The sequence below is a fragment of the Mesorhizobium sp. AD1-1 genome (assembly GCF_020164655.1).
GTDB lineage: Bacteria > Pseudomonadota > Alphaproteobacteria > Rhizobiales > Rhizobiaceae > Mesorhizobium > Mesorhizobium ciceri.
In genome coordinates, this window is sequence record NZ_JAIUGP010000024.1 from 1 (window position 1) to 19,434 (window position 19,434).

General features: G+C 62.4%; 15 protein-coding genes. 5 read left to right on the forward strand and 10 right to left on the reverse strand.

What is annotated here, in order from left to right; translation table 11 throughout:
• Positions 1-49 precede the first annotated feature (49 nt).
• The 5 genes from minE to LB519_RS29670 all read right to left on the reverse strand — a co-directional run bounded on the left by minE (position 50) and on the right by LB519_RS29670 (position 6,503).
• Positions 50-322 (reverse strand): cell division topological specificity factor MinE, encoded by a 273-nt coding sequence (gene minE / locus LB519_RS29650; RefSeq protein WP_024501686.1) that lies wholly within the window; start codon positions 320-322, stop codon positions 50-52.
• Positions 319-1,134 carry a septum site-determining protein MinD gene (gene minD / locus LB519_RS29655; protein ID WP_013530671.1) on the reverse strand — a complete coding sequence of 272 codons (816 nt, stop codon included), beginning with the start codon at positions 1,132-1,134 and terminating at the stop codon, positions 319-321. The genes minE and minD overlap by 4 nt, the downstream gene beginning before the upstream one ends.
• Before the next feature lie 67 nt (positions 1,135-1,201).
• Positions 1,202-2,011: a septum site-determining protein MinC gene (minC, locus tag LB519_RS29660; RefSeq protein ID WP_063168608.1), complete on the reverse strand. Its 810-nt coding sequence runs from the start codon at positions 2,009-2,011 to the stop codon at positions 1,202-1,204.
• 155 nt (positions 2,012-2,166) lie between these two features.
• Positions 2,167-4,143, reverse strand: a complete 1,977-nt coding sequence (locus LB519_RS29665) for a DUF4406 domain-containing protein (protein WP_082826503.1) — start codon at positions 4,141-4,143, stop codon at positions 2,167-2,169.
• Positions 4,140-6,503 (reverse strand): ATP-binding protein, encoded by a 2,364-nt coding sequence (locus tag LB519_RS29670; protein ID WP_063168609.1) that lies wholly within the window; start codon positions 6,501-6,503, stop codon positions 4,140-4,142. The genes LB519_RS29665 and LB519_RS29670 overlap by 4 nt, the downstream gene beginning before the upstream one ends.
• A gap of 692 nt (positions 6,504-7,195) precedes the next feature.
• Between LB519_RS29670 and LB519_RS29675 the strand changes: the two genes are divergently transcribed.
• Entirely contained in the window at positions 7,196-8,146 is a 951-nt protein-coding gene (locus LB519_RS29675) for a DMT family transporter (RefSeq protein ID WP_063168610.1), read from the forward strand.
• Between the two features lie 83 nt (positions 8,147-8,229).
• Here LB519_RS29675 and LB519_RS29680 read toward each other — a convergent pair whose 3' ends face one another.
• The 3 genes from LB519_RS29680 to LB519_RS29690 all read right to left on the reverse strand — a co-directional run bounded on the left by LB519_RS29680 (position 8,230) and on the right by LB519_RS29690 (position 10,062).
• Positions 8,230-8,379 carry a hypothetical protein gene (locus LB519_RS29680; RefSeq protein WP_086081318.1) on the reverse strand — a complete coding sequence of 50 codons (150 nt, stop codon included), beginning with the start codon at positions 8,377-8,379 and terminating at the stop codon, positions 8,230-8,232.
• A 632-nt stretch (positions 8,380-9,011) separates the two neighbouring features.
• Positions 9,012-9,359, reverse strand: a complete 348-nt coding sequence (locus LB519_RS29685; RefSeq protein WP_224621821.1) for a DUF2934 domain-containing protein — start codon at positions 9,357-9,359, stop codon at positions 9,012-9,014.
• Positions 9,360-9,456: 97 nt separating this feature from the next.
• Complete coding sequence (locus LB519_RS29690; RefSeq protein WP_224621822.1) at positions 9,457-10,062, reverse strand: BA14K family protein; 606 nt, start codon at positions 10,060-10,062, stop codon at positions 9,457-9,459.
• Between the two features lie 250 nt (positions 10,063-10,312).
• Here LB519_RS29690 and LB519_RS29695 point away from each other — a divergent pair, with 250 nt between their 5' ends.
• From LB519_RS29695 to LB519_RS29705, 3 genes are read left to right on the forward strand one after another with little or no spacing between them, the layout of a single operon-like run.
• Complete coding sequence (locus LB519_RS29695; protein ID WP_224621823.1) at positions 10,313-14,425, forward strand: Pls/PosA family non-ribosomal peptide synthetase; 4,113 nt, start codon at positions 10,313-10,315, stop codon at positions 14,423-14,425.
• Positions 14,422-14,871, forward strand: coding sequence for a GNAT family N-acetyltransferase (locus LB519_RS29700; protein ID WP_224621824.1), 450 nt, complete (start codon positions 14,422-14,424; stop codon positions 14,869-14,871). The genes LB519_RS29695 and LB519_RS29700 overlap by 4 nt, the downstream gene beginning before the upstream one ends.
• Positions 14,872-14,918: 47 nt before the next feature.
• On the forward strand, positions 14,919-15,524 hold the full coding sequence (locus tag LB519_RS29705) for a 4'-phosphopantetheinyl transferase (protein WP_224621825.1): 606 nt from the start codon (positions 14,919-14,921) through the stop codon (positions 15,522-15,524).
• A gap of 9 nt (positions 15,525-15,533) precedes the next feature.
• Here LB519_RS29705 and LB519_RS29710 read toward each other — a convergent pair whose 3' ends face one another.
• Positions 15,534-16,646 (reverse strand): KamA family radical SAM protein, encoded by a 1,113-nt coding sequence (locus LB519_RS29710; protein ID WP_224621826.1) that lies wholly within the window; start codon positions 16,644-16,646, stop codon positions 15,534-15,536.
• A 159-nt stretch (positions 16,647-16,805) separates the two neighbouring features.
• Between LB519_RS29710 and LB519_RS29715 the strand changes: the two genes are divergently transcribed.
• Positions 16,806-17,741, forward strand: coding sequence for a hypothetical protein (locus LB519_RS29715; protein WP_224621827.1), 936 nt, complete (start codon positions 16,806-16,808; stop codon positions 17,739-17,741).
• A 28-nt stretch (positions 17,742-17,769) separates the two neighbouring features.
• Here the strand turns inward: LB519_RS29715 and LB519_RS29720 are convergent, their stop codons facing one another.
• The gene (locus tag LB519_RS29720) at positions 17,770-19,326 is read right to left on the reverse strand and encodes a serine hydrolase (RefSeq protein ID WP_224621828.1); all 1,557 of its coding nucleotides are present in this window, start codon (positions 19,324-19,326) and stop codon (positions 17,770-17,772) included.
• Positions 19,327-19,434 lie beyond the last annotated feature (108 nt).

The window sequence follows — 19,434 nt, forward strand, 5'->3', positions numbered from 1 at the left end:
CCGGCAGGACAGAGGGGGGCGCGAAGGATCGCGGCTCCCTAAGTTGCCCTCACCCCGCCATGGCCAGCGGCACGGCGCTCTTGTTGGGGATCTGGATGTCGATTTCCAGCGTCGACATGGTCTCGCCGCGGTCCATCGAGACCTGCAGATAGTCCTGGTCGATCTGCACATGCTTGGCGATGACGGCCATGATCTCCTCGCGCAGGATGGAGACGAGGTCGGGCTGGCTGCGGTTGCGGCGCTCATAGGCGAGCAGCACTTGCAGCCGCTCGCGCGCCACCGGGGCGCTGGAGCGCCGCTTGAAGATGTCGAGCAGGTTCATGCCGCCCTCCTTCCCAAAAGACGATCGAGGAAGCCCTTGCGCTCGAAGGGCACGATGACGGGCAATTCCTCGCCCTCCAGCCGCCTGGCGGCGTCGATATAGGCCTTGGCAGCGGAATTGAGCGGCTCCGACAGCGTCACCGGCGAACCGAGGTTGGAGGCGCGCAGCACGTCCTGGCTTTCCGGAATGATGCCGAGCAGCGGCACCGACAGGATTTCCAGCACGTCGTCGATGGACAGCATCTCGCCGCGCGAGGCGCGCGCCGCATCGTAGCGCGTCACCAGCACATGCTTGGCGATCTGCTCGCCCTGCTCGGCCCGCAAGGTGCGGGCATCGAGCAGGCCGATGATGCGATCGGAATCGCGCACCGACGACACTTCCGGATTGGTGACGATGACCGCCTCGTCGGCAAAGCGCATGGCGAGCTGCGCGCCGCGCTCGATGCCGGCCGGGCTGTCGCAGAAGACGTAGTCGAACACCGAGCGCAGCTTGTCGATGACTTCGCCGACGCCTTCCTCGGTCAGCGCATCCTTGTCGCGCGTCTGCGAGGCCGGCAGCAGGAACAGCGTCTCGACCCGCTTGTCGCGGATCAGCGCCTGCGAGAGCTTCGCCTGGCCCTGGATGACGTTGACGAGGTCGAACACCACGCGCCGTTCGGCGCCCATGATCAGGTCGAGGTTGCGCAGGCCGACGTCGAAGTCGACGAGCGCCACCTTCTTGCCGGTCTTGGCCACGGCCGCCCCGAGGGCCGCCGTCGAGGTCGTCTTGCCGACGCCCCCCTTGCCCGAGGTGACCACCACTACCTTGCCCATTGAAAAGCCTCCGTTGTTGTTGTTCTTGGTCGGGCGGCCCTCGGCCGCCCCAATATCGAAACGAATGTCAGCTCAGCGTCGAAACCCGCAAGGCGTCGCCGTCGAGAAACGCCTGCACCGGCTTGCCGCGCGAAACGCCTTCCATCTCCTCGGCGGTGACGTACCAGCCGTCGACCGCCAGCAGCTCCGCCTCGTTCTTGCGGCAGAAGATGCGCGCGCCCCTGTTGCCCAGCGCACCCGCCGAAGCGCGCCCGCGCAGCGTGCCGTAGACATGGATCGAGCCCGCCGCGATGATCTCCGACCCGGAAGCGACAGAACCCAGCACGATGACATCGCCATGCGGATGCACGATCGCCTGGCCGGAGCGGATCGGCGCCTTGATCATCAGCGTGCCCGAAGCTTCAACCTGCGGCTCGCTATCGCCCGCCTTGCTTGCGCCAGCCTTGCCGTCGCCGGCCTTGGCCGCGCTGCCCGCATCCGCATGCTGTTCAGCCGCCCTGCCCTCGGCCTTGTCGAAACCCTCCGCCCGCGCCTCGCGGGGCAGCAACCCATCCGTCGTCGCCTCCTTGGCGCCGACCAGCACCGGCGGCAGGTTGGGCGCGAGTGCGGCGTGGCCGTCGAGCTCGATGGCGTAGACGCGGATGCCGCGATGGCCAAGCACGTCGACCAGCGATTCGATCGCGGCGACATCGGGCTTCAAGGTGTTGAGATCAAGCACCACCGGCCGCCCGGCAAAATAGCCAGGCGAATTGCCGATCCAGTGATCCAGCCCCTCCAGCCACACGTCCAAAGGCGCCTCCGGCGTCAGCGTGAAAGCGACGAAAGAGCGGGCACGAAAGCGAATGGATTTGGCCTCGAGGGGGGCGGCAAAGGTCACGGCTGGCGAATCCTTACTGAGAGGTAAACGCTAGCGAGGGAATGGTTAACGAATGGTTAATGCCAGGGGTGGGAAGGCGGTAGGACGACAATTCCTGTTCCCGGCGACCCTACCCGAAAGAGCACTCGGCTACGGTGATGTTTGCTTGCCCAGCACTAGGCCGCATCACGGTCCTGCGGTTTCATGCGTGCTGGCACGTTTGCTCTGCGAATAACGTCCGCGATATGGCTAGTTAGGCCAACTTCGCCCTGCAATTCCACACCATGGTGCGGCTCAAGGCTGTCAATGACGTCGCGTAACTTCTCAAGTCCTTGCGAGACGTCAAAGACTATCCAATGCTCTGCTTTTCCCGGGACAAGCACGCCAGCAGCACTCTTAGTTGCGCCATGATGCATCTGCACCACCCATGCCCGTTTGCCATCGTGAACCCACTCGAAACGCACCGGGCCCAATTCGGCCGCACCCGCATGCAGGCGTTCAACGTCCGCGATAATTGACGACGGAAGTATCTCTGCCTTGGCAGTGCCTAACATGAACCTGTCACCCACACCGCGTAGCCCCTCGGTGACGATCTCCCCGCTCTGGAGCACTATCGACGCACCGGAATAGAGCGGCTCAACACTTGCTTGTCCCAGAATCGAAGCGATTAACTTGTGGTCCGGATCTTCTTCCTGCATGATCCTAAAGGGGTCGCTCCAGCCGCGCGTTGTCGTGAATTTGCCCGGTGTCTGCTCGATTGGTGCAGTGCGACACCAGACCTCCGACGAACCCGTTGCTTGGCCGAACGTAAACGGTGCCACCCGCCGATTGACCACAGTAGTGCGCGGTACTGGCAGGCCAATGAGGTGTGCGACAAGAAGCCCGAAGACCTTATCGCCAAGCATATGACTAAATCTGTTGGGCCACTGCGCTACCGGAAACAAATCTAACCCTTTGTGTTCAGCAATCTCCCATCCCAACGTGTGCATGCGACGCCAGCCACGTGGCCGGGGATGCAGACTGAATTCCAGGCGCGTGTTTTCGGGAACTGCCAAATCCGGTTCGAAACCGTAAACCGTAGCGAGGAGTCGGAATCCCCAACCGAGAGGTAGAGAAGCTGTGCCTGCCTTCTCTACCGCGCGAGGCGTATCGTCGGGAGCAAACTCGATGATCTTCCCAAGCACCACCCCGGAAACGCCACCATCGTGGATATCGACCGTTTCATTTACGATGGTATGCAGACCTTCGCGCGTGAGGCGTGCGATCGCATCGACAATATCGTTAACTCGAGTCAGACCGTATATGAATTCGCGGCTAAGCGGGCTTTCAGGTGTAAAGCTTCTCACATTCACGGAGCCGTCAGCGCTTCGCGCAAGGAGTGTCTCGGCAACTTCGGTAACGTTGGAGAATATGCGGTTAGGGCTTTCCCCAAGGACGCGTGAATACGCCTGCTTTGGTTTCCCACGATGCGGTTCATAGCTGACGAATTGCGCTACGTTGATAAGTTCAGCGAGCCGATCGAGCGAAGCGTCTTTTCGCGGAATGCCACCACCCGGCACGTAGACTACAGTCGCCACTGTTGTTTCGAGTTGGCTATATGCAGCACGCAATGTGTTCTGGAGAGCGAGCGGCGGCACAGCCAGTGCATCAACGCGAGCGAGTGCGCGGCTGATTGCGGCGACACCATCTCGTGCGACGATGGGCGATCCGTCAACACGAGCGGTGGGGATGCCTTCGAGATGTGCACGGCAGAATTCAGAGGCACTACCCGCGCTGTATTCCCATCCGTCCATTAACAGGATGCGGCTCGCGTGAGCTGAGATGAACTGCTGCCACAACTCTAGATAATCTTCTTGGGTCCAACCGTTAATGAATAGGCTCGCTGGCTCAACCACCGGCTCCGAGCCCCTGGCGCGGAGCAGTTCGGCTGTCGCTTTGAGCTGGTTCTCGTTCGGAATAATCACCTGCTCGACAAGTTCGGCACGATAAGCGCTCGCATCGGCCTCAAGCTGATATCCGATCTTGCTCCACCAATCTATGAACCGCAGTCCCGACGTGATCGGGCCGCTGAGATAGACGACCTTTCGTGATCCGAAGGCAGAACGCCAAGCTTGACGGATGCCGCTTAGCGGCTGGGGGGATTGAGCTGTCATTTCCTAACGTATTCCGGACTGCGCCGCTTAACGAACCTTAAGGATTCTTCTCTGAGCTTAAGTTCACTAGCGAACGAAGCCAGCTTGCCATTCTTTTCATCAGCCTTAAATAAAGCCGCGCAATCGAGAGCCGGATTTTTCTTTTCCTTAAGGACTGCGCCCTCCCGCGCTGCCATCTCGATAAGGGGCAGGAACTCGCGTTCAATTGCCTCCCGATCGTCTATTTCGTCGAATGCGCCATTGTAGAGGCGAAGAGTCGTTGTGCGTCCCCATTCCAAGAACTCACTCTCAAGTTCCGTCACACTTTGACTGTTACCAACCTGGCGAACAACACGCGCCACTGCAGCCTCGATATCCTTATAGCCCAAGAAGAATGAAGCACTCCGCAGGATACTCCATTTACCGGATTTCTCGATATTGTCAGGATTCAGCGCATGGTCGGCCGGGAGATTTCCCTTTTCGATCGCATCTTTCAGAAAATTCTTTATCATCTTCTGCCTTGAAGTAGCATCCGGCGGAAGCAGTAGGTAATTCTCGTCGATACGCCCCGTTCTACGGATCGCCGGATCGATGCGATATGCGTAATTGGTAGCCATGATGAAGATACCGCGCTTCGCTCGGCGCAAGTTATTAAACTTGGTCAGCATGCCAGGCGTCATGAACTTGAATACGGTATCTTGCTGGCCATGCCGCTTCGAGCTTCGATCCAGCACGAGTTCGTCAATCTCGTCGAAGAGGACCACGACGTCCGCCTGCGCCTCAAGCACCTCAAAGATCATTTTAGCGCGCGCTTCCACCTCGCCCCCGCCACCTGCCAGAAAGTCGCTGACGGTAATCGTTACGAGCGGAAAGCCGAGCGCATCCGCTAAATTTTCAGCAACGCTGGTTTTGCCGGTGCCAGGCGGGCCATAAATTAACATAGAATAATTTCGGGGACTTCCGCCGAGCCAAGGCAAAAGGAACTCCTCTTCTACCTTACGATAGGTCTCGAAGTATGGCCCGAGTGAGGTTATCGGCTCAAAGCTCTCCCTCAGATCTGCTTTGTCATCCGGGGCCGCGGCCGTTGTCGTCTTTCGAGCTAGTTGCATCGCTTGGGTCGCAGGACTCCAAGACTGTTTGGCACGTTGAGGCTTTCGAACGTTGAAGCGAGACAGTCGCAGCGTGGTGCGAGCTATGTGGCCGTGGAGGCTACGCCGGTATCCCAGAAGAAAATCGACTACCTGCGCGGTATCCCAAAGTTGGATCGAGTCAGGATCCGCGACATGGTCCGAGTGCCAGCCTGAAACTCGGCGTGGCGTTCCTTCAACATCGATTGTGACGCGCCTCGCCGCAAGCCAACTCCAGAAGCGGCGAAACAGAGCTATGTATCGTTCCGAGCGCCCATGAAACCGCTCGTCCTTATCTAGTCTCTGGCAGCACCGCAGAAGTGAATTTGCGGCCTCCACACTTATTGGGAAAAGTACAAACCCCTTTACGGTGCGCAGGAAGGGCTTACTTGGGCGCCAGTGAGCACTAGTCTGCTGCGCTTGCTCGAGGACATCAAGAACACGGTCGAATAGACGCACATCTATTGTCTGCTCCGAGAGGAGCAGCACGCCCTCCAAAGAGAAGATCAACTCGGCAGGATCGAAGCGGCTGTCCGGGATATTTGAGTACGAAAGCTGATCGTGAAGTGTACTCTCAAAGTAGCGCAGATATGCAGCTCTGCCTTCTATCTCTTGCCCCAGCGTATGAGCTGCACGCACGACTAACAAAGGAACGAATGCGTTGGGTACGACTTTTGATTCCGTCAAGCCTCTGTTCTTAAAAATAAAAAAACTGACGAAGCTGTTCGTCGGATCAATCTTTACGAGTTTCTGAACGACGATCCTGGCATCGGCCATGAGATCATCGGTCCCACCAGGTGTCGCCGACAAAACCTCGGCAAGAAACGACATGGTTAGCGGGTCATTGGTCCCGTAGGTAGGAGAAATCGTTGTTATGGTTTGGGCTCTGGTCTCAGAACGGGCTTCTCTAAGCTCAGCGACCAACCTGTCAAATGCCTTCTTTCGCGCTTCATCCAGCTTTTTCGCGTATTGACCGCCAACCTCAAATGCATAGCCTGGACGAGATGTGCCAACTCGTTGCGACTCGCGAAGAAGATCGATTGCGCGGATCATCATTGTCATCGTGCTATGCGAAATCTTGTGCTTGTCATTTTCTTTTCGGCGATCGGGAATTTCATAGGGCCAGTTGGGTTTCTCCGAATTGAACGTTCCCGCAATCGTTTCTCCTGTTTCTAGAAGCACTCGATCGATGGCGGCAATGTCTTCCCGATCACGTTGGATTCCATCACTGAGATAGGATTCGAGAGTATGCAAAATGACCTCTGGAGTTCACTGTTCCTGTGCCGCAAGCGACCGATTCGGTATAAGGGCACTGTAGTGTTTAGGAAAGGGTGACCGCATCACTCAACCTGAGCCTAACGCATCCATACTAAGCGATACGCGCCCAGGGAGCTGTGATCCACCGCAACCCGCCCCTCAACTGAAAGCTTCCCTACCACCCATTCGCCACCATCAGCACGTTGCCCGTCTCCTGCTCCGCTGCTGGTGCAGCTATATTGCGCCGATGGCGGCAATTGCCAGTAGGAACATGCCCGCCGTGATCGCTGTCTTCTCGGAATGTTCTGCCGGGCGAAGTTTGGTGTGAAAGAGGACTCCCGCCGGGCCATGCCCAGGTATCCAGCCTGCAAGGAACGTCCCACTATCCCCTCAATGCCGCTTAAAATACTACACCTCGCGCTCATGCTTCTCCATCGCCTCACGCGTCTCGAACGTTCCCAGATTCCGCCTTTTCCCGGTCTTCTCATCCTCCTAGCGCGAATAAAGCCGGTATTTTCCGCATTTCATTTTCCGGATCATTTCGCTCTCCCTGGCTGATAGTTTCCCCTTGCCCTTGAGGTCCGCGCGGCTGCCCAGATTCCTCCTCGACCTCTCAAAACGGATGCACGACCCAACGACACAGGCTATATTGCCCCGTCTGGCCGAGGTCATCGAAGGGGAGGCATGACATGCAGGCAATGCCGATAGCGCATCAAGCCGCGCAACCCGTGCGCCCCATATCCTCCCTGGCCGGCTATCCGGCCGCCGTCCTGTGCTGGCTGCTTTCGGCCGGTGTCTACATCGCGGCCAAATGGGTGGCGCCTGAAATGCCGCCCTGGGGTCTCTGTTTCTGGCGGCTGACGCTTGCCTGCGCCATCCTGCTGCCGATCGTGCACCGTCATCACGAGGCGATGATCGGGCTTTTGCGAACGCGCGCCGTGGAGGTCGTCGCCGTGGGGGCGATCGGCCTGACGCTCTGCCAGGGTATGATCTACCATGGCCTCAACCACACCGACGCCACCACGGCCGGCATCATCATGGCGCTGTCGCCGGTCATGACGATGGTGCTTGCCCGTTTCGTGCTTGGCGAGCCGCTCGGCCTGTGGAAGTCGCTTGGCGCGCTGGTTGCGCTTGCCGGGATGATTTTCATCGTTGCCCACGGCAACCTGACGGCGCTGCTGCAGCTCAAGCTCAACGCCGGCGAGCTGTGGATCGTCGGCAGCGCGTTCTGCTGGGGCCTCTACACCGTGCTTTTGCGCCGTGCCAAATTCGGCATCGAACTCCTGCCGATGGTCGTGCTGCTGCTCGGCGCCGGTGCGCTGGTCGCCTTGCCTTTCCATGCGTGGGAATTGTTCAACGACGAACGCTCCGCCATGAACGTCCACAGCCTTCTCGCGCTCGCCTATCTGGCAGGTCCCGGCGGCGCCCTGATGTACTACCTCTACAACAAAAGCGTGCAAACGCTGGGTGCTAGCCGGGCAAGCATGCTGCTCTACCTGCAGACGGTGTTCGTGGCCGTGCTCGCCTATCTGCTGCTCGGCGAGGGCTTGCACGATTACGACCTGGTCGGTGCGGCCTTCATCGTCGCCGGCATCGTGCTCGCTACCGTAGTCAGGCCAGCTCAACCACGCGTGGCGTAGACATCTTGCGGGTGACGGCTGTATTCAGCGCCGGCCGCATTGGCGTTTGGTGAGTCACCATTGCGACAGCCAGAGGCCCCCTCTCAATGCCGCTTGAAATACTGCACCTCCTTCTCGTGCTTCTCCGCCGCCTCGCGCGTATCGAACGTTCCGAGGTTGCGCCGCTTGCCGGTCTTGTCGTCCTTCTTGCGCGAATACAGCCGGTATTTGCCGTCCTTGAGTTTTCGGATCATCTCGCTCTCCCTGGCTAGGATTGGCCCTGATCAAGGTTTCCGCTTACCGGGCGGCGGCCTGCCGACCAGCGCCTGCGTCTTGTCGCCATGCTCATTCCCCGGTTGTGTCAGGGATCAACGCCGTTCCAATCCAAATGATCCACCCGTTCGAAGGCAGCACTCTACGGCGCCCCCCCTCTGGCCTGCCGGCCATCTCCCCCACAAGTGGGGAGATTGGCAGCTTTGGCGTCGGCGCTTTCTGGCAACGTCGAAATTCGGCGAGCGCCGGCCAAAACGCAAAAACCCGCCTGGGCGGCGGGTCACTGGCGCAAATCAGCACCATAGGCAGAAATGTAGCATAGCTGCCCTCACCCCGTCAAGAAAAAATTCCTATCCCATCGACGCAAGCTGCCTGCCGGCGGCCACCAAGGCCAGCGGCGCAATTGCGGTGGCAGCCGACATTCCAACGCAGTAAATTCAGATCCAACTTGACGGAACATTAGCCAAAGCTAATTGTTAGTGGATGCGGCAGGTGGTGCCCTCCATCGCCTGCCGAAGATCGGCCCTCCGATCGGCCCGCGTCCTCCGCCAGAGGCGCGGGCTTTTCGTGCCGATCAGCCGTCGCAGCCTAGCCGGCATTTTTCGTCCTCCGACTATTTCGCCAGTCCCTCATCGGGGTTTCGCCGCCCTTTGGCCTTGAGGCTGCGCGCGGCTTGCTCGACCGCGGCGCGGTCGTTGCCCAGGCGGTCGAGCAGTTCCTGTGCCTCGTCGCCGGAGATGCCGGTGCGCACCGCCAGCGCCTCGACCTCCAGCACGTCGGAGCTGGCGATCTCGCCGGTTTCAGGCAGCGCATCGTCCGCCGTCAGCGGCAGGGCTCCCTCGCGGTCGATCTCGGCCTCGGCCTGGTGCCAGTGCCGTTCGGGGTCGCCCTGCATGCGGCCTTCCCGTTCCCAGATCTGGTAGGCGCGCTCACGAATTCTGTCGTCCCGGTCGTCGCTCATGGTCAGTCCTCCTTGGGGTCAGGGTTGAACGTCGCGCCAATGCGGACGCTCCGGAAAATCCGCGCGATCGGATCGCCATGCCGGCGGCGCGCGGGGGCTACTGGCATTGCCGTCTCGGGCCGCCGGAATAGGGCTGGTAGGAGTTGTCTTCCGGGCGGTAGGAGCGGTAACGGCTGAAGCAGGAATCGACATGGTCGGCCGAAAGCGCTTCGCCGTCATCGTCGGCAAGGTAGACGCCAAGGCCAGCGCCGTTTTCCCCGCCATCGGCGGCCGGCTGGCCGGCCTGACCGGCGGCTTCGAGATAGGGCGAGATGCAGGGGCGCAGCTGCCCGCTGTAGGAAAGATAACTGTTGTCGTCCGGGTGGTAGGAGCGATAGCGGCTGGCGCACCAGGCGAGATGCGGAGACGGCAATTCCGCCGCCTTGGGCGCGATGGCGCCGGTGACCGTCGGGTCGGGCGGTGTTTCCTGCGGTTTGGCGGGGACGTCGGGCGGCGCCGGCTGGGCGGCCGGCAGGCGTTCGAGGCCCTGCCCGGCTTTGTTCACCGGCCGCGCCTTCTTGGTCCACAGCTCCGCCACGCTGACGGTGGCCGTTGCCTGGCGCGGCGGCTTTGCGGCAAGCAGCCAGGCGGCGAAGCCCAGTCCGCTGCCGAAGACCGCAAGGGTCAGCACGAAGCCGCAGACCAGTCCCAAAACCGCTTTCACGACACGCTCCTTCAGTCCCTGCTCATAGAATGCGGGGCCTCAAGGCTGGTTCCAGAAAAACGCCGGCGCGCGCGCCGGCATTGCCGCCGGGCGCAGCCGCCAAGGGAGGCTCAGAAACCCCGCCCAGACACAGTTCAGAAACAATATTCAACAGTTCGGAAAAACTGCCGAAAAGATCGGATGGCATAAGCGTCCCACAACAACTGGAAAAATGGCCGTGCCGGGCAATGCCCGGCCTGGACGGGAAAGTATGGAAATGGATCACGGTGTCGATATCGCCGAACTGGACGCGGAACGATCGGGGCTGGAAAGCGGCCCGGCAGGTGTCGCTGCGCTGGTAAAAACGGCTCCCGCGACAGCCAGGCGCGGGCAAATCCTGACGGGCGCGGACTTTGCCCGCCATGGCCTGCCCGGCGAGCGGCTCGACACGGTCTTCGAACAGCTCGCCGAAATGTTCGCAGCGCTGCCGGCGGTGATCTCCGACGGGCGTGTCTGGACCTATCGGGAGCTGGACAGGCGGGCCAACCAGTTCGCCCGCCTGCTGGTCAAGCGCGGCGTGAAGCCGGGCGACCGCATCGGGCTCATCCTCGACCGCTCGGCGGAGACCTATGTCGCGCTGCTCGCCGTGATGAAGGCGGGCGCTGCCTTCGTGCCGCTGGCGACCGCCTTTCCCGAGGAGCGGATGGCGCTCATCATCGAAGACGCCGGCGTCAGCCTGATCGTCACCATCGCCGCCTATGCGTCGCGCGCCGGTCAACTGCCGGTCCCGCATCTGCTGATCGACAGCACTGCTGCCGAAATCTCCAGACAGCCCGACGCGCCGCTGCAGCCGCATGCGAAGGCCGCTTCAGCGGACGACACCTGCTACATCCTCTACACCTCGGGCACCACGGGCAAGCCCAAGGGCGTCGTCATCAAGCACCAGAGTTTCGTCAATTTCATCCGCGTCGCCGCTGCCTCCTACGGCTACCGGCCGGGCGACCGCGTCTACCAGGGCATGACCATCGCCTTCGACTTTTCCTCCGAAGAAATCTGGGTGCCGTTCGTCGCCGGCGCGACGGTGGTGCCCGCTCCTGGCCAGATGCCGCTGGTGGGCGAGGAACTCGCCGATTTCCTGCGGCTCCATGACATCACCTGCATCGCCTGCAGCCCGACGCTGCTGTCGTCGATGACATCGGATGTGCCCAGCCTGCGCACGCTGCTGGTGGGCGGCGAGGCCTGTCCGCACAATCTGGTGGTGCGCTGGTCGAAGCCGGGGCGGCAGATCCTGAACACCTATGGCCCGACCGAGGCGACCGTCACCGCCACCATGGGCGCGCTGACGCCGGACAGTCCCGTCACCATCGGCGCGCCGCTGCCGACCTACTCGATCGTCATCCTCGACGCTTCGCTGCCGCAGCTCGCCGAACCCGGCGAACTGGGCGAGATCGGCATTGCCGGCATCGGGCTCGCGGTCGGCTATCTCAACCGGCCCGACCTGACCGAACAGAAATTCATCGCCGATTTCGTCGGCCTGCCGAACAACCCGTCCAAGCGCATCTACCGCACCGGCGACCTTGGCCGCATCAACGACCAAAGCGAGATCGAGTATAACGGCCGCATCGACACCCAGGTGAAGATCCGCGGCTACCGCATCGAGCTCGGCGAGATCGAGGCGGTGCTGCTCGACCAGCCCGAGATCGCGCAAGCCGCCGTCACCACCTGGGAGATCGAGCCCGGCCGCGTCGAACTCGTCGCCTATTTCGCAGCCAAGGCCGGCCAGACGGCGATCTCGCGCGCGGACCTCGCCAGGACGATGAAGCGGCGGCTGCCGGACTACATGGTGCCCTCCTATCTCGAGGAGCTGCCGGCGATCCCGATGACGGTCTCCAACAAGGTGGATTTGCGCCAGCTGCCGAAGCCGACAAGCGTGCGGCTTTCGGGCGATCGCGCCATGGTCGCGCCCGCCAATGACGACGAGCGTTTCCTGGCCGACGCGCTGGCCGCGGTGCTGAAATTCGACGAAGTGTCCGTCGAGGACAATTTCTTCGACGATCTCGGCGCCAACTCGCTGCTGATGGCGCATTTCTGCGCCCGTGTGCGCACCAGGAAGGAATGGGCGACGGCGTCGATGCGCGACATCTACCTCCACCCGACCGTGGCGCGGCTGGCGCTGCATCTGGGCGTAGCGGACGAGATGACGACGGCCACCAACGAACCCGTCCTCACGCGGCGGGCCTCCAATCTTGCCTATTGGACCTGCGGCGCCGCACAGCTGATGTTCTACGGGCTCTACAGCTATGGCGCCCTGTGGGCGATCAATGGTGGTCTCAACTGGATGTACGACGCGCTCGACGATCCGCTGCAGCTCTACATCAGGTGCGTGGCGCTTTCGGCCGCCGTGTTCTTCGGCATGTCGGGCTTTGCCGTCCTCGCCAAATGGGTGCTGGTCGGCCGCTGGAAGGCGGAGGCGTTTCCCATCTGGGGCGTGCGTTACTTCCGCTTCTGGGTGGTCAAGACGTTGATCCGCACCGCGCCCGTCGTGCTGTTCCGCGGCAGCCCGCTCTACAGCATCTACCTGCAGCTTCTCGGCACCAGGCTCGGCAAAAACGCCGTCATCGAATCGAAATCCGTGCCCGTCTGCACGGATCTCATCTCGATCGGCGCCAACACCATCCTGCGCAAGGAATCGATGATCCTCGGTTTCCGGGCGCAGTCCGGCTATATCCACACCGGGCCGCTGACCATCGGCCGCGACGCCTTTGTCGGCGTCGGCTCGACGCTCGACATCGACACCAGGATCGGCGACGGCGCCCAGCTCGGCCATTCGTCCTCGCTGCACCGCGGCCAAAGCATCCCCGACGGCGAACGCTGGCATGGCTCGCCGGCCGTGCCGACCACGGCCGACTATTGCAAGGTGCGCAATGTCGATCCGTCCAACATCCGGCGCTTCCTGTTCGAAGCGGTTCAGCTGATCGGCCTGTTTGCCATCGTCACCCCCTTGCCGCTCCTGTTCCACAGCTATTGGGAAAATGTCGGCGACGACTACCAGGAAACCATCGGCGTCGTCGCGATCGGCACCACGGTGACGCTGTTCGGCTACATGGCCGCATCCTTCCTGGCGGCGACGCTGGTGCCGCGCCTGGTCAGCCTGCTGTTGAAGCCCGGCCGCACCTACACGCTGTACGGCTTCCGCTACTGGCTGCAGACCGTCGCTGAATTCTCCAGCAACTCGCGCGTGCTCGGCCTGCTGGCCGGCGACAGCTCGGCCATCGTGCACTACATGCGAGCGATCGGCTGGAACCTCAACAAGGTGGTGCAGACCGGCTCCAATTTCGGCTCCAACCAGCAGCACGAAAACCCGCTTCTGTGCGAGATCGGCACCGAGACCATGGTGTCGGACGGGCTGTTCATGATCAACATGCACAAATCCGCCGCCGCCTTCAGGCTCGAGCCGACGAGAATCGGCGAGCGCAACTATCTCGGCAACAACATCTACTATCCGCCGGACGGCCGCACCGGCGACAACGTCCTGCTCGGCACCAAGGTGATGATCCCCATCGACGGGCCGCTGCGCGAGAATGTCGGGCTCTTGGGTTCGCCTGCCTTTGAAATCCCGCGCATGGTGAACCGCGACAAGGAACTCATCGCCGGCATCGACGAGGACGACCGGCGCCGGCGCATCCCATTGAAGAACCGCCACAATCTGGTGACGATCCTGCTGTTCGTGGCGACGCAATGGATCATGCTGTTCGCCACGCTGGCGATCTGGGACCGGGCGCTGAACTACTATACCGAATGGGCTGAAGTCGCACTCTTCGTCGCCGTGCTCCTGACCTCGGCGATCACCATTCCCTTCTACATCTTCGTGGAACGGGCAAGTCTTGGTTTCGGCAGGCTGAAGCCGCAGATGACGACGATCTACGACGTCGCGTTCTGGCGCCATGAACGCCACTGGAAGCTGGCGGATTCGCCGATCGTGCGGCTGTTCGCCGGCACGCCGTTCCGGCCGATGATCCTGCGCATGCTGGGCGTCAGGATCGGCAGCCGTGTCTATGACGGCGGCAGCAATCTGACAGAACGCTCGCTGGTGGAGATCGGCGACGACGCCACCCTCAACGAGGGCTGCGTCATCCAGGCCCATTCGCTGGAGGAAGGCGCCTTCAAGTCCGACTTCATCCGCATCGGCAAGGGCTGCACGCTCGGACCCTCCGCCTTTGTCCACTACGGCGTCGTCATGGGCGAAGGCTCGGTGGTCGATGTCGACTCCTTCGTCATGAAGGGCGAAGAGCTGGAGCCCAACTCCATATGGCGCGGCAACCCGGCCAAGCTGCATCGCTTCGTCGAGCCGATCACCGAGTCCTCGGCCAAGGCATCGGCTTGAACACCGAGGACATCCGTCTCGTTGCCGTGACCAGGGCCAACCGCGCCCTGGTCGCGGCCCTGGAACTGGCTCCGGAGCAGAGGGATTTCGTCGCCGGCAATGCGGAGTCCCTCGAAGAAGCCGAAACCGACGAAGACGCGCGGCCGCGCGCCATCATGGCCGGGACCCGTGTCGTCGGTTTCCTGATGTACGATGCGTCGGACAACGAGGCGCTGGTCTACCGCTTCATGATCGACCGCGCCCACCAGGGCAAAGGCTATGGCAAGGCCGCATTGCGCGCCTTGCTCGACGAGATCGGCAATCTCGACCATATCAGGGAGGTTTCGATCTGCTACGAGCCCGAGAACGAGGCCGCACGCCACCTCTATCGCGCAGCCGGCTTCGTGGAACAAGGCATCGACGAGGACGGAGAAATGATCGCCGTCCTGCCGATGGTCGATCGTTGACGCCGCCCGCTGCGAATTCATCGGAGGAAACGACCCTGCTGGAGGCTATGGCCGCGATCGCGCCGAGCGGTGTCCGGATCGGATGCCGCCTGATCCGCGAAGGCGATGAAGCCCATCTGCTGCCTGGGGAAGCGCATTCCATCCCCGCGCGCCAGCCTGGCATGCGGCGCGCCAGCGGCGCGGCCCGGTGGATCGCGCACGGACTGCTGGCGGAGCTTGGCGTCGGCGACGCCGCCATCCTGCGCACGCCGTCCGGCGCGCCTGTCTGGCCCGAGGGAATAATGGGTTCGCTCGCGCACGACGACGACATGGCGGTAGCGGCGGTTGCACCGGTTGGCGATATCGCCTCGCTCGGCATCGACGTCGAGCCCGCGCAGCCTCTCCCGGATGACATTTTGGCGCTCGTGACAACACCCGCGGACCGCACCGACGCAGCCGACCGGCATCTTGCCGGCCGCATCCTCTTTGCCGCCAAGGAAGCCGTCTACAAGGCCGTCTATCCGCTCGATCGCGAGGTGCTGGGCTATGAGGACATCACCGTCGACCTGAACGCAGGCCGCGCGACGACGAAGACAGGCCGCAAGGCCAGGCTCGCCTACTGCGTTGTCCCGCGCGTGGTGGTGCTGGCGTTTATCGAGAAAGACAGGGGTTAGCGCGCAGTCCTATTCGCCAACGATCTCCGTATACGCCCTCACCTCGCCATCGAGCCCGCGCAGCCGCCAGTTCTCGCCGTCCCGTCCCTCGACATGGCAAGGTCCGATCGGCACCTTGCCGCCGCCTTCCGGCAGGTCGAGCACATAGACGGGGTTGCAGATGCCCGACAGTCGCGCGCGCAGCGCTTCGGTCAGCGCCTGCCCCTGCGCAATCGTCGTGCGCCGGTGCGCCATGCCGCGCGCGAGGTCGCCATGGTGCAGGTAATAGGGTTTGACGCCGAGGCGATACATCAGCTCGCGGCAGAGCTCCTCCAGCGCCTCGACGCTGTCGTTGACGCCTTTGAGCAGAACGCTCTGGTTGAGCAGCACGAAGCCGGCTTGCCGCAGCGTGCGGCAGGCGGTTTCCGTGGCCTGAGTGATTTCCCGCGCGTGGTTGAAATGGGTGACGATGGTGACCATCAGCCGGCCCTGCAGGGCCGCAACCAGCCCCGGCGTGATGCGCGACGGCAGCGCCACCGGAACGCGCGTGTGGATGCGCAGCAGCCGCACATGCGCGATCGCTTCGATGCGCGCGCGGATTTCGGCCAGCGCCTTGTCGGGCAGCGACAGCGGATCGCCGCCGGTCAGGATCACCTCGCGGATTTCGGGGTGATCCGCGATATAGGCCAGCGCCGGCTCCAGCGCCTCGCGCGTATAACCCCTGCCGATCGAGGTCAGAGATTCCTTGCGGAAGCAGAACCGGCAATAGACCGCGCATTGATAGGTCGGGAACAACAGCACCCGGTCGGCATGGCGATGCGTCAAGCGCGGCACCGGGCTGAAGTCATGGTCGGCGATCGGATCGTCGAGTTCGCCTTCCACCTCCTCCAGTTCTTGCGGAGAGGGGATGACCTGCGCCCGGATCGGATCGGCCGGGTCGTTCCAGTCGATCAGGTCGAGATAGGCTTTGGGCGCGCGCACCTTGTGGTTCGCCGCCGCGGCCTGGGCGGCTGCGCGCTCGGCTGACGACAGCGGGAGGCGGTCAAGGTCGCGGACGTGGCGCACCCCGGCGCGGACGTCCGCCTGCCAGGCGGTGTCAGGATCGGCGGAGCGTGCATCGTGGAGATTCGTGTCTGAAGTCATCAGGGTTCTCGGGGCAGTTTCTGGCGGAGCTATCGGCCGGATGGCCAGGCGGGTCAACCTTCTGGGGTGGTCGCCGCCATCAAATCCACCGCCTGCAAATCCGTAGGTATTTAGCCAAAATGGCACTATTCTGCGCAGTCTGGGCTTCAGGGAAAACGAATGGACTTCAGCACAGGCCATGGTTACCTGCTCATCGGCGGCCTCATCCTCGTCGGTGCTGGGCTGCTCATCCTGTCGCTGATCGTCAATCTGCGGGTCGCCCACAGTGTGCGCGACGACGTGCGTCATCGCGAAAAGCTGCTGGAATACTACCGTAACATCTTCTCGCAGTTGGGCGTGATCCTGATCGGCATCGGCGTGTCGCTGTTCATCTTCTTTTTCCAGCAGAATTACCAGGACCAGCGCAGACGCGAAACGGATCTCCAGCAGGTTCTGGCCAAGCTGGCGGCGCGCATCGCTCGCGGCGCTCCCCTCGTCGAGTCACTTGGCGAATTCGACGCGCTGCTGGATGACGGCGGGGCCTACGTTAGTCCCGAACTTGGTGGAACCAACGCCGCCATCGGCGCGCAGGGAGCGGAGCTTGGCAAGCAGATCCGCGAAATCCTGCTGGTTGAGCGCGACGTCGACATCCGGGACTTCGACATCCTCAACCTGTCGCGCGATTTCGAGTCGTCGTTCGTCGTCAACCAGCTCGATCCGACGCTATGGTTCGACATCGTGCGCGACGAGAGCGAGATCAAATATGCCATCACCCAACTCACCCTCGACTACAAGGACCTGCAGGATGCGATCGGCGGCGAGCCGATCGAGGTTGCGATCGCCAATCCTGAAACCGAGCGCAAGATCAAGCACGAGGTGCTCGACATCTTCTACGATGCCGACCTCTTGCGCCAGCGCAGCAGGCGATTTCTCGGCCGTGCGTGCTGGCTTCTCAGCCACGGACGCAGCTTTGTCAGTCTTGCACCGGTCGACGCGATCGAAGCCGACGCGAGGTCACATCAGGAATGGATCGACAGATCGAAGCCCTTGCTGGCACAGACGAAATCGGGCAACGGCGATTGCTTCAAACTGCTCCGATACGGCCCGGCATCCTGACTCCCGGCGGGACCGGTCGATTTGGAAGTCAGTCCCCCACACGTTGCAGCGTGCCGAGATGATTGTCGTCGAGAAAACCTACAGTCATGGCCGACGCCTTGCCGTCAGCGCCGACCACGAAACTTACACCCGAGGGGCTGTCCGGCGTCTCCGCGTCGGGGAAGGTCAGGAAAAGATCACCGTCGAAATGCCTCAATGAATAGGACCGGCCGGCGGCCGGGCCCACCTTGAGTACAAGGTCGTCTCCCGCTTTCGACACAATCGCGTCGCCGATGAAGTCGTTGGCGTACCGGCCAGCATAGACACTGCCCGGCCCGGCTCGCCGTGACGGAGACGGCGGCGCGGCGTAGGCGGCCTTGGCCGCCGCGACCACCGGACCGAACAGGCCCGCATAGATATCATTCCACGCCTTGACCCAGTCCTTCTCGACCTTACCGTCGAAGACGAGATCGGCGAAGCTGTCGGACAATCCCTCCGGCAGGCCAGTCGGAAAGGCGTTGGCGACGATGACTATGCCCAGCTTCTCCTTTGGGAAGACTGTCACCAGGGTACGCGCGCCGACGCTGAAAGCGCCGGCGTGGCCCCAGCTCAGGCCGTGTCGGCCGAATTCGACATTCCAGCCGAGGCCGTAGAACGATGCGCCGCCGGAGACGGGGTTGTTGCCGCGCGATATCAGCGGAACATGCGTCTGGCTTAGCGCATCGGCGGCAATCAGTGTCTTGCCGGCATAAACGCCGTTGTGGAGGATGAGGCGCACCCATTGCGAGAGGTCACGTGCCGTAGAGCTGACGCCGCCGGCGGGCGCCTGCGCATCCGGATCGCGCTCTATCCTCGCTGCCCAGGCGCCATCGACCTTGACGTGAAGCGCGGCGCGGTTGGTTCGCTTGACGAAGTCCGAATGGCGGGAACTCGTGGAGGCCATGCCCAGCGGACGGTAGAGCTTCTCCTCGGCGACCTGCTCCCAGGGCTTTCCCGTCGGTGTCGCGGCTGCCACGGCACCCTCTGTCAATCCGAAATTGCTGTAAGAATACCCGGCCCGAAAGCTCGACGATGGCGGCACGAACCGCAGGCGATGCAGGATCTCGACGCGGTCGTAGCCAATGTCCTCGAGGTCGTCTCCGGCGGTGCCTGGAAGCCCGCTGCGATGCGAAAACAGGTCACGGACGGTGAGCTGGCTTGCCGGATAAGGATCGGCCAACCTGAAGGCCGGATCGAGATCGGCGATCTTCGAATCCCAGGACACGATCCTGTCGCTAACCAACGCCGCTACGACGGTGGCGGAAATCGGCTTGGAAAGGGAGGCGATCTGGAACACCGTGTCGGCGTCGACGATCTCAGGCTTGCCGGCCTCGCGATGCCCAAAACCCTTGAGGAAGATCACCTCGTCATCGCGCACGACGCCGATGGCGAGCCCGGGCACGGCACCGTCCGCGACGGCGGCTTCGGCAAGCGCTTCGAGCTTCGACAGGGCAGCAGTGATGCGCTCGGGCGTGAGGCTATCGGCCGGCGCCGCGTGCGGCCAAAGCGCCATTGCGGCGATGAAGACCCAAACCCTCCACTGGCAGAGATTCCGATTCAGCCGCATGCACAAGCCTCCTCCCAGGAATTCACATGACCATGATACAGGCCCGCACGGGTGAGACCAGCCCTTCTCGGGCGGCTCACGCCGCGAGCCGGATTCATCGGCCGCGCC

Excerpts from the sequence above, each read along its gene's own strand:
- minE (WP_024501686.1), bottom strand. The coding sequence starts at position 322 with ATGAACCTGCTCGACATCTTCAAGCGGCGCTCCAGCGCCCCGGTGGCG.
- minD (WP_013530671.1), bottom strand. The coding sequence starts at position 1,134 with ATGGGCAAGGTAGTGGTGGTCACCTCGGGCAAGGGGGGCGTCGGCAAG.
- LB519_RS29665 (WP_082826503.1), bottom strand. The coding sequence starts at position 4,143 with ATGACAGCTCAATCCCCCCAGCCGCTAAGCGGCATCCGTCAAGCTTGG.
- LB519_RS29675 (WP_063168610.1), top strand. The coding sequence starts at position 7,196 with ATGCAGGCAATGCCGATAGCGCATCAAGCCGCGCAACCCGTGCGCCCC.
- LB519_RS29680 (WP_086081318.1), bottom strand. The coding sequence starts at position 8,379 with ATGATCCGAAAACTCAAGGACGGCAAATACCGGCTGTATTCGCGCAAG.
- LB519_RS29685 (WP_224621821.1), bottom strand. The coding sequence starts at position 9,359 with ATGAGCGACGACCGGGACGACAGAATTCGTGAGCGCGCCTACCAGATC.
- LB519_RS29695 (WP_224621823.1), top strand. The coding sequence starts at position 10,313 with ATGGAAATGGATCACGGTGTCGATATCGCCGAACTGGACGCGGAACGA.
- LB519_RS29705 (WP_224621825.1), top strand. The coding sequence starts at position 14,919 with ATGGCCGCGATCGCGCCGAGCGGTGTCCGGATCGGATGCCGCCTGATC.
- LB519_RS29710 (WP_224621826.1), bottom strand. The coding sequence starts at position 16,646 with ATGACTTCAGACACGAATCTCCACGATGCACGCTCCGCCGATCCTGAC.
- LB519_RS29715 (WP_224621827.1), top strand. The coding sequence starts at position 16,806 with ATGGACTTCAGCACAGGCCATGGTTACCTGCTCATCGGCGGCCTCATC.
- LB519_RS29720 (WP_224621828.1), bottom strand. The coding sequence starts at position 19,326 with ATGCGGCTGAATCGGAATCTCTGCCAGTGGAGGGTTTGGGTCTTCATC.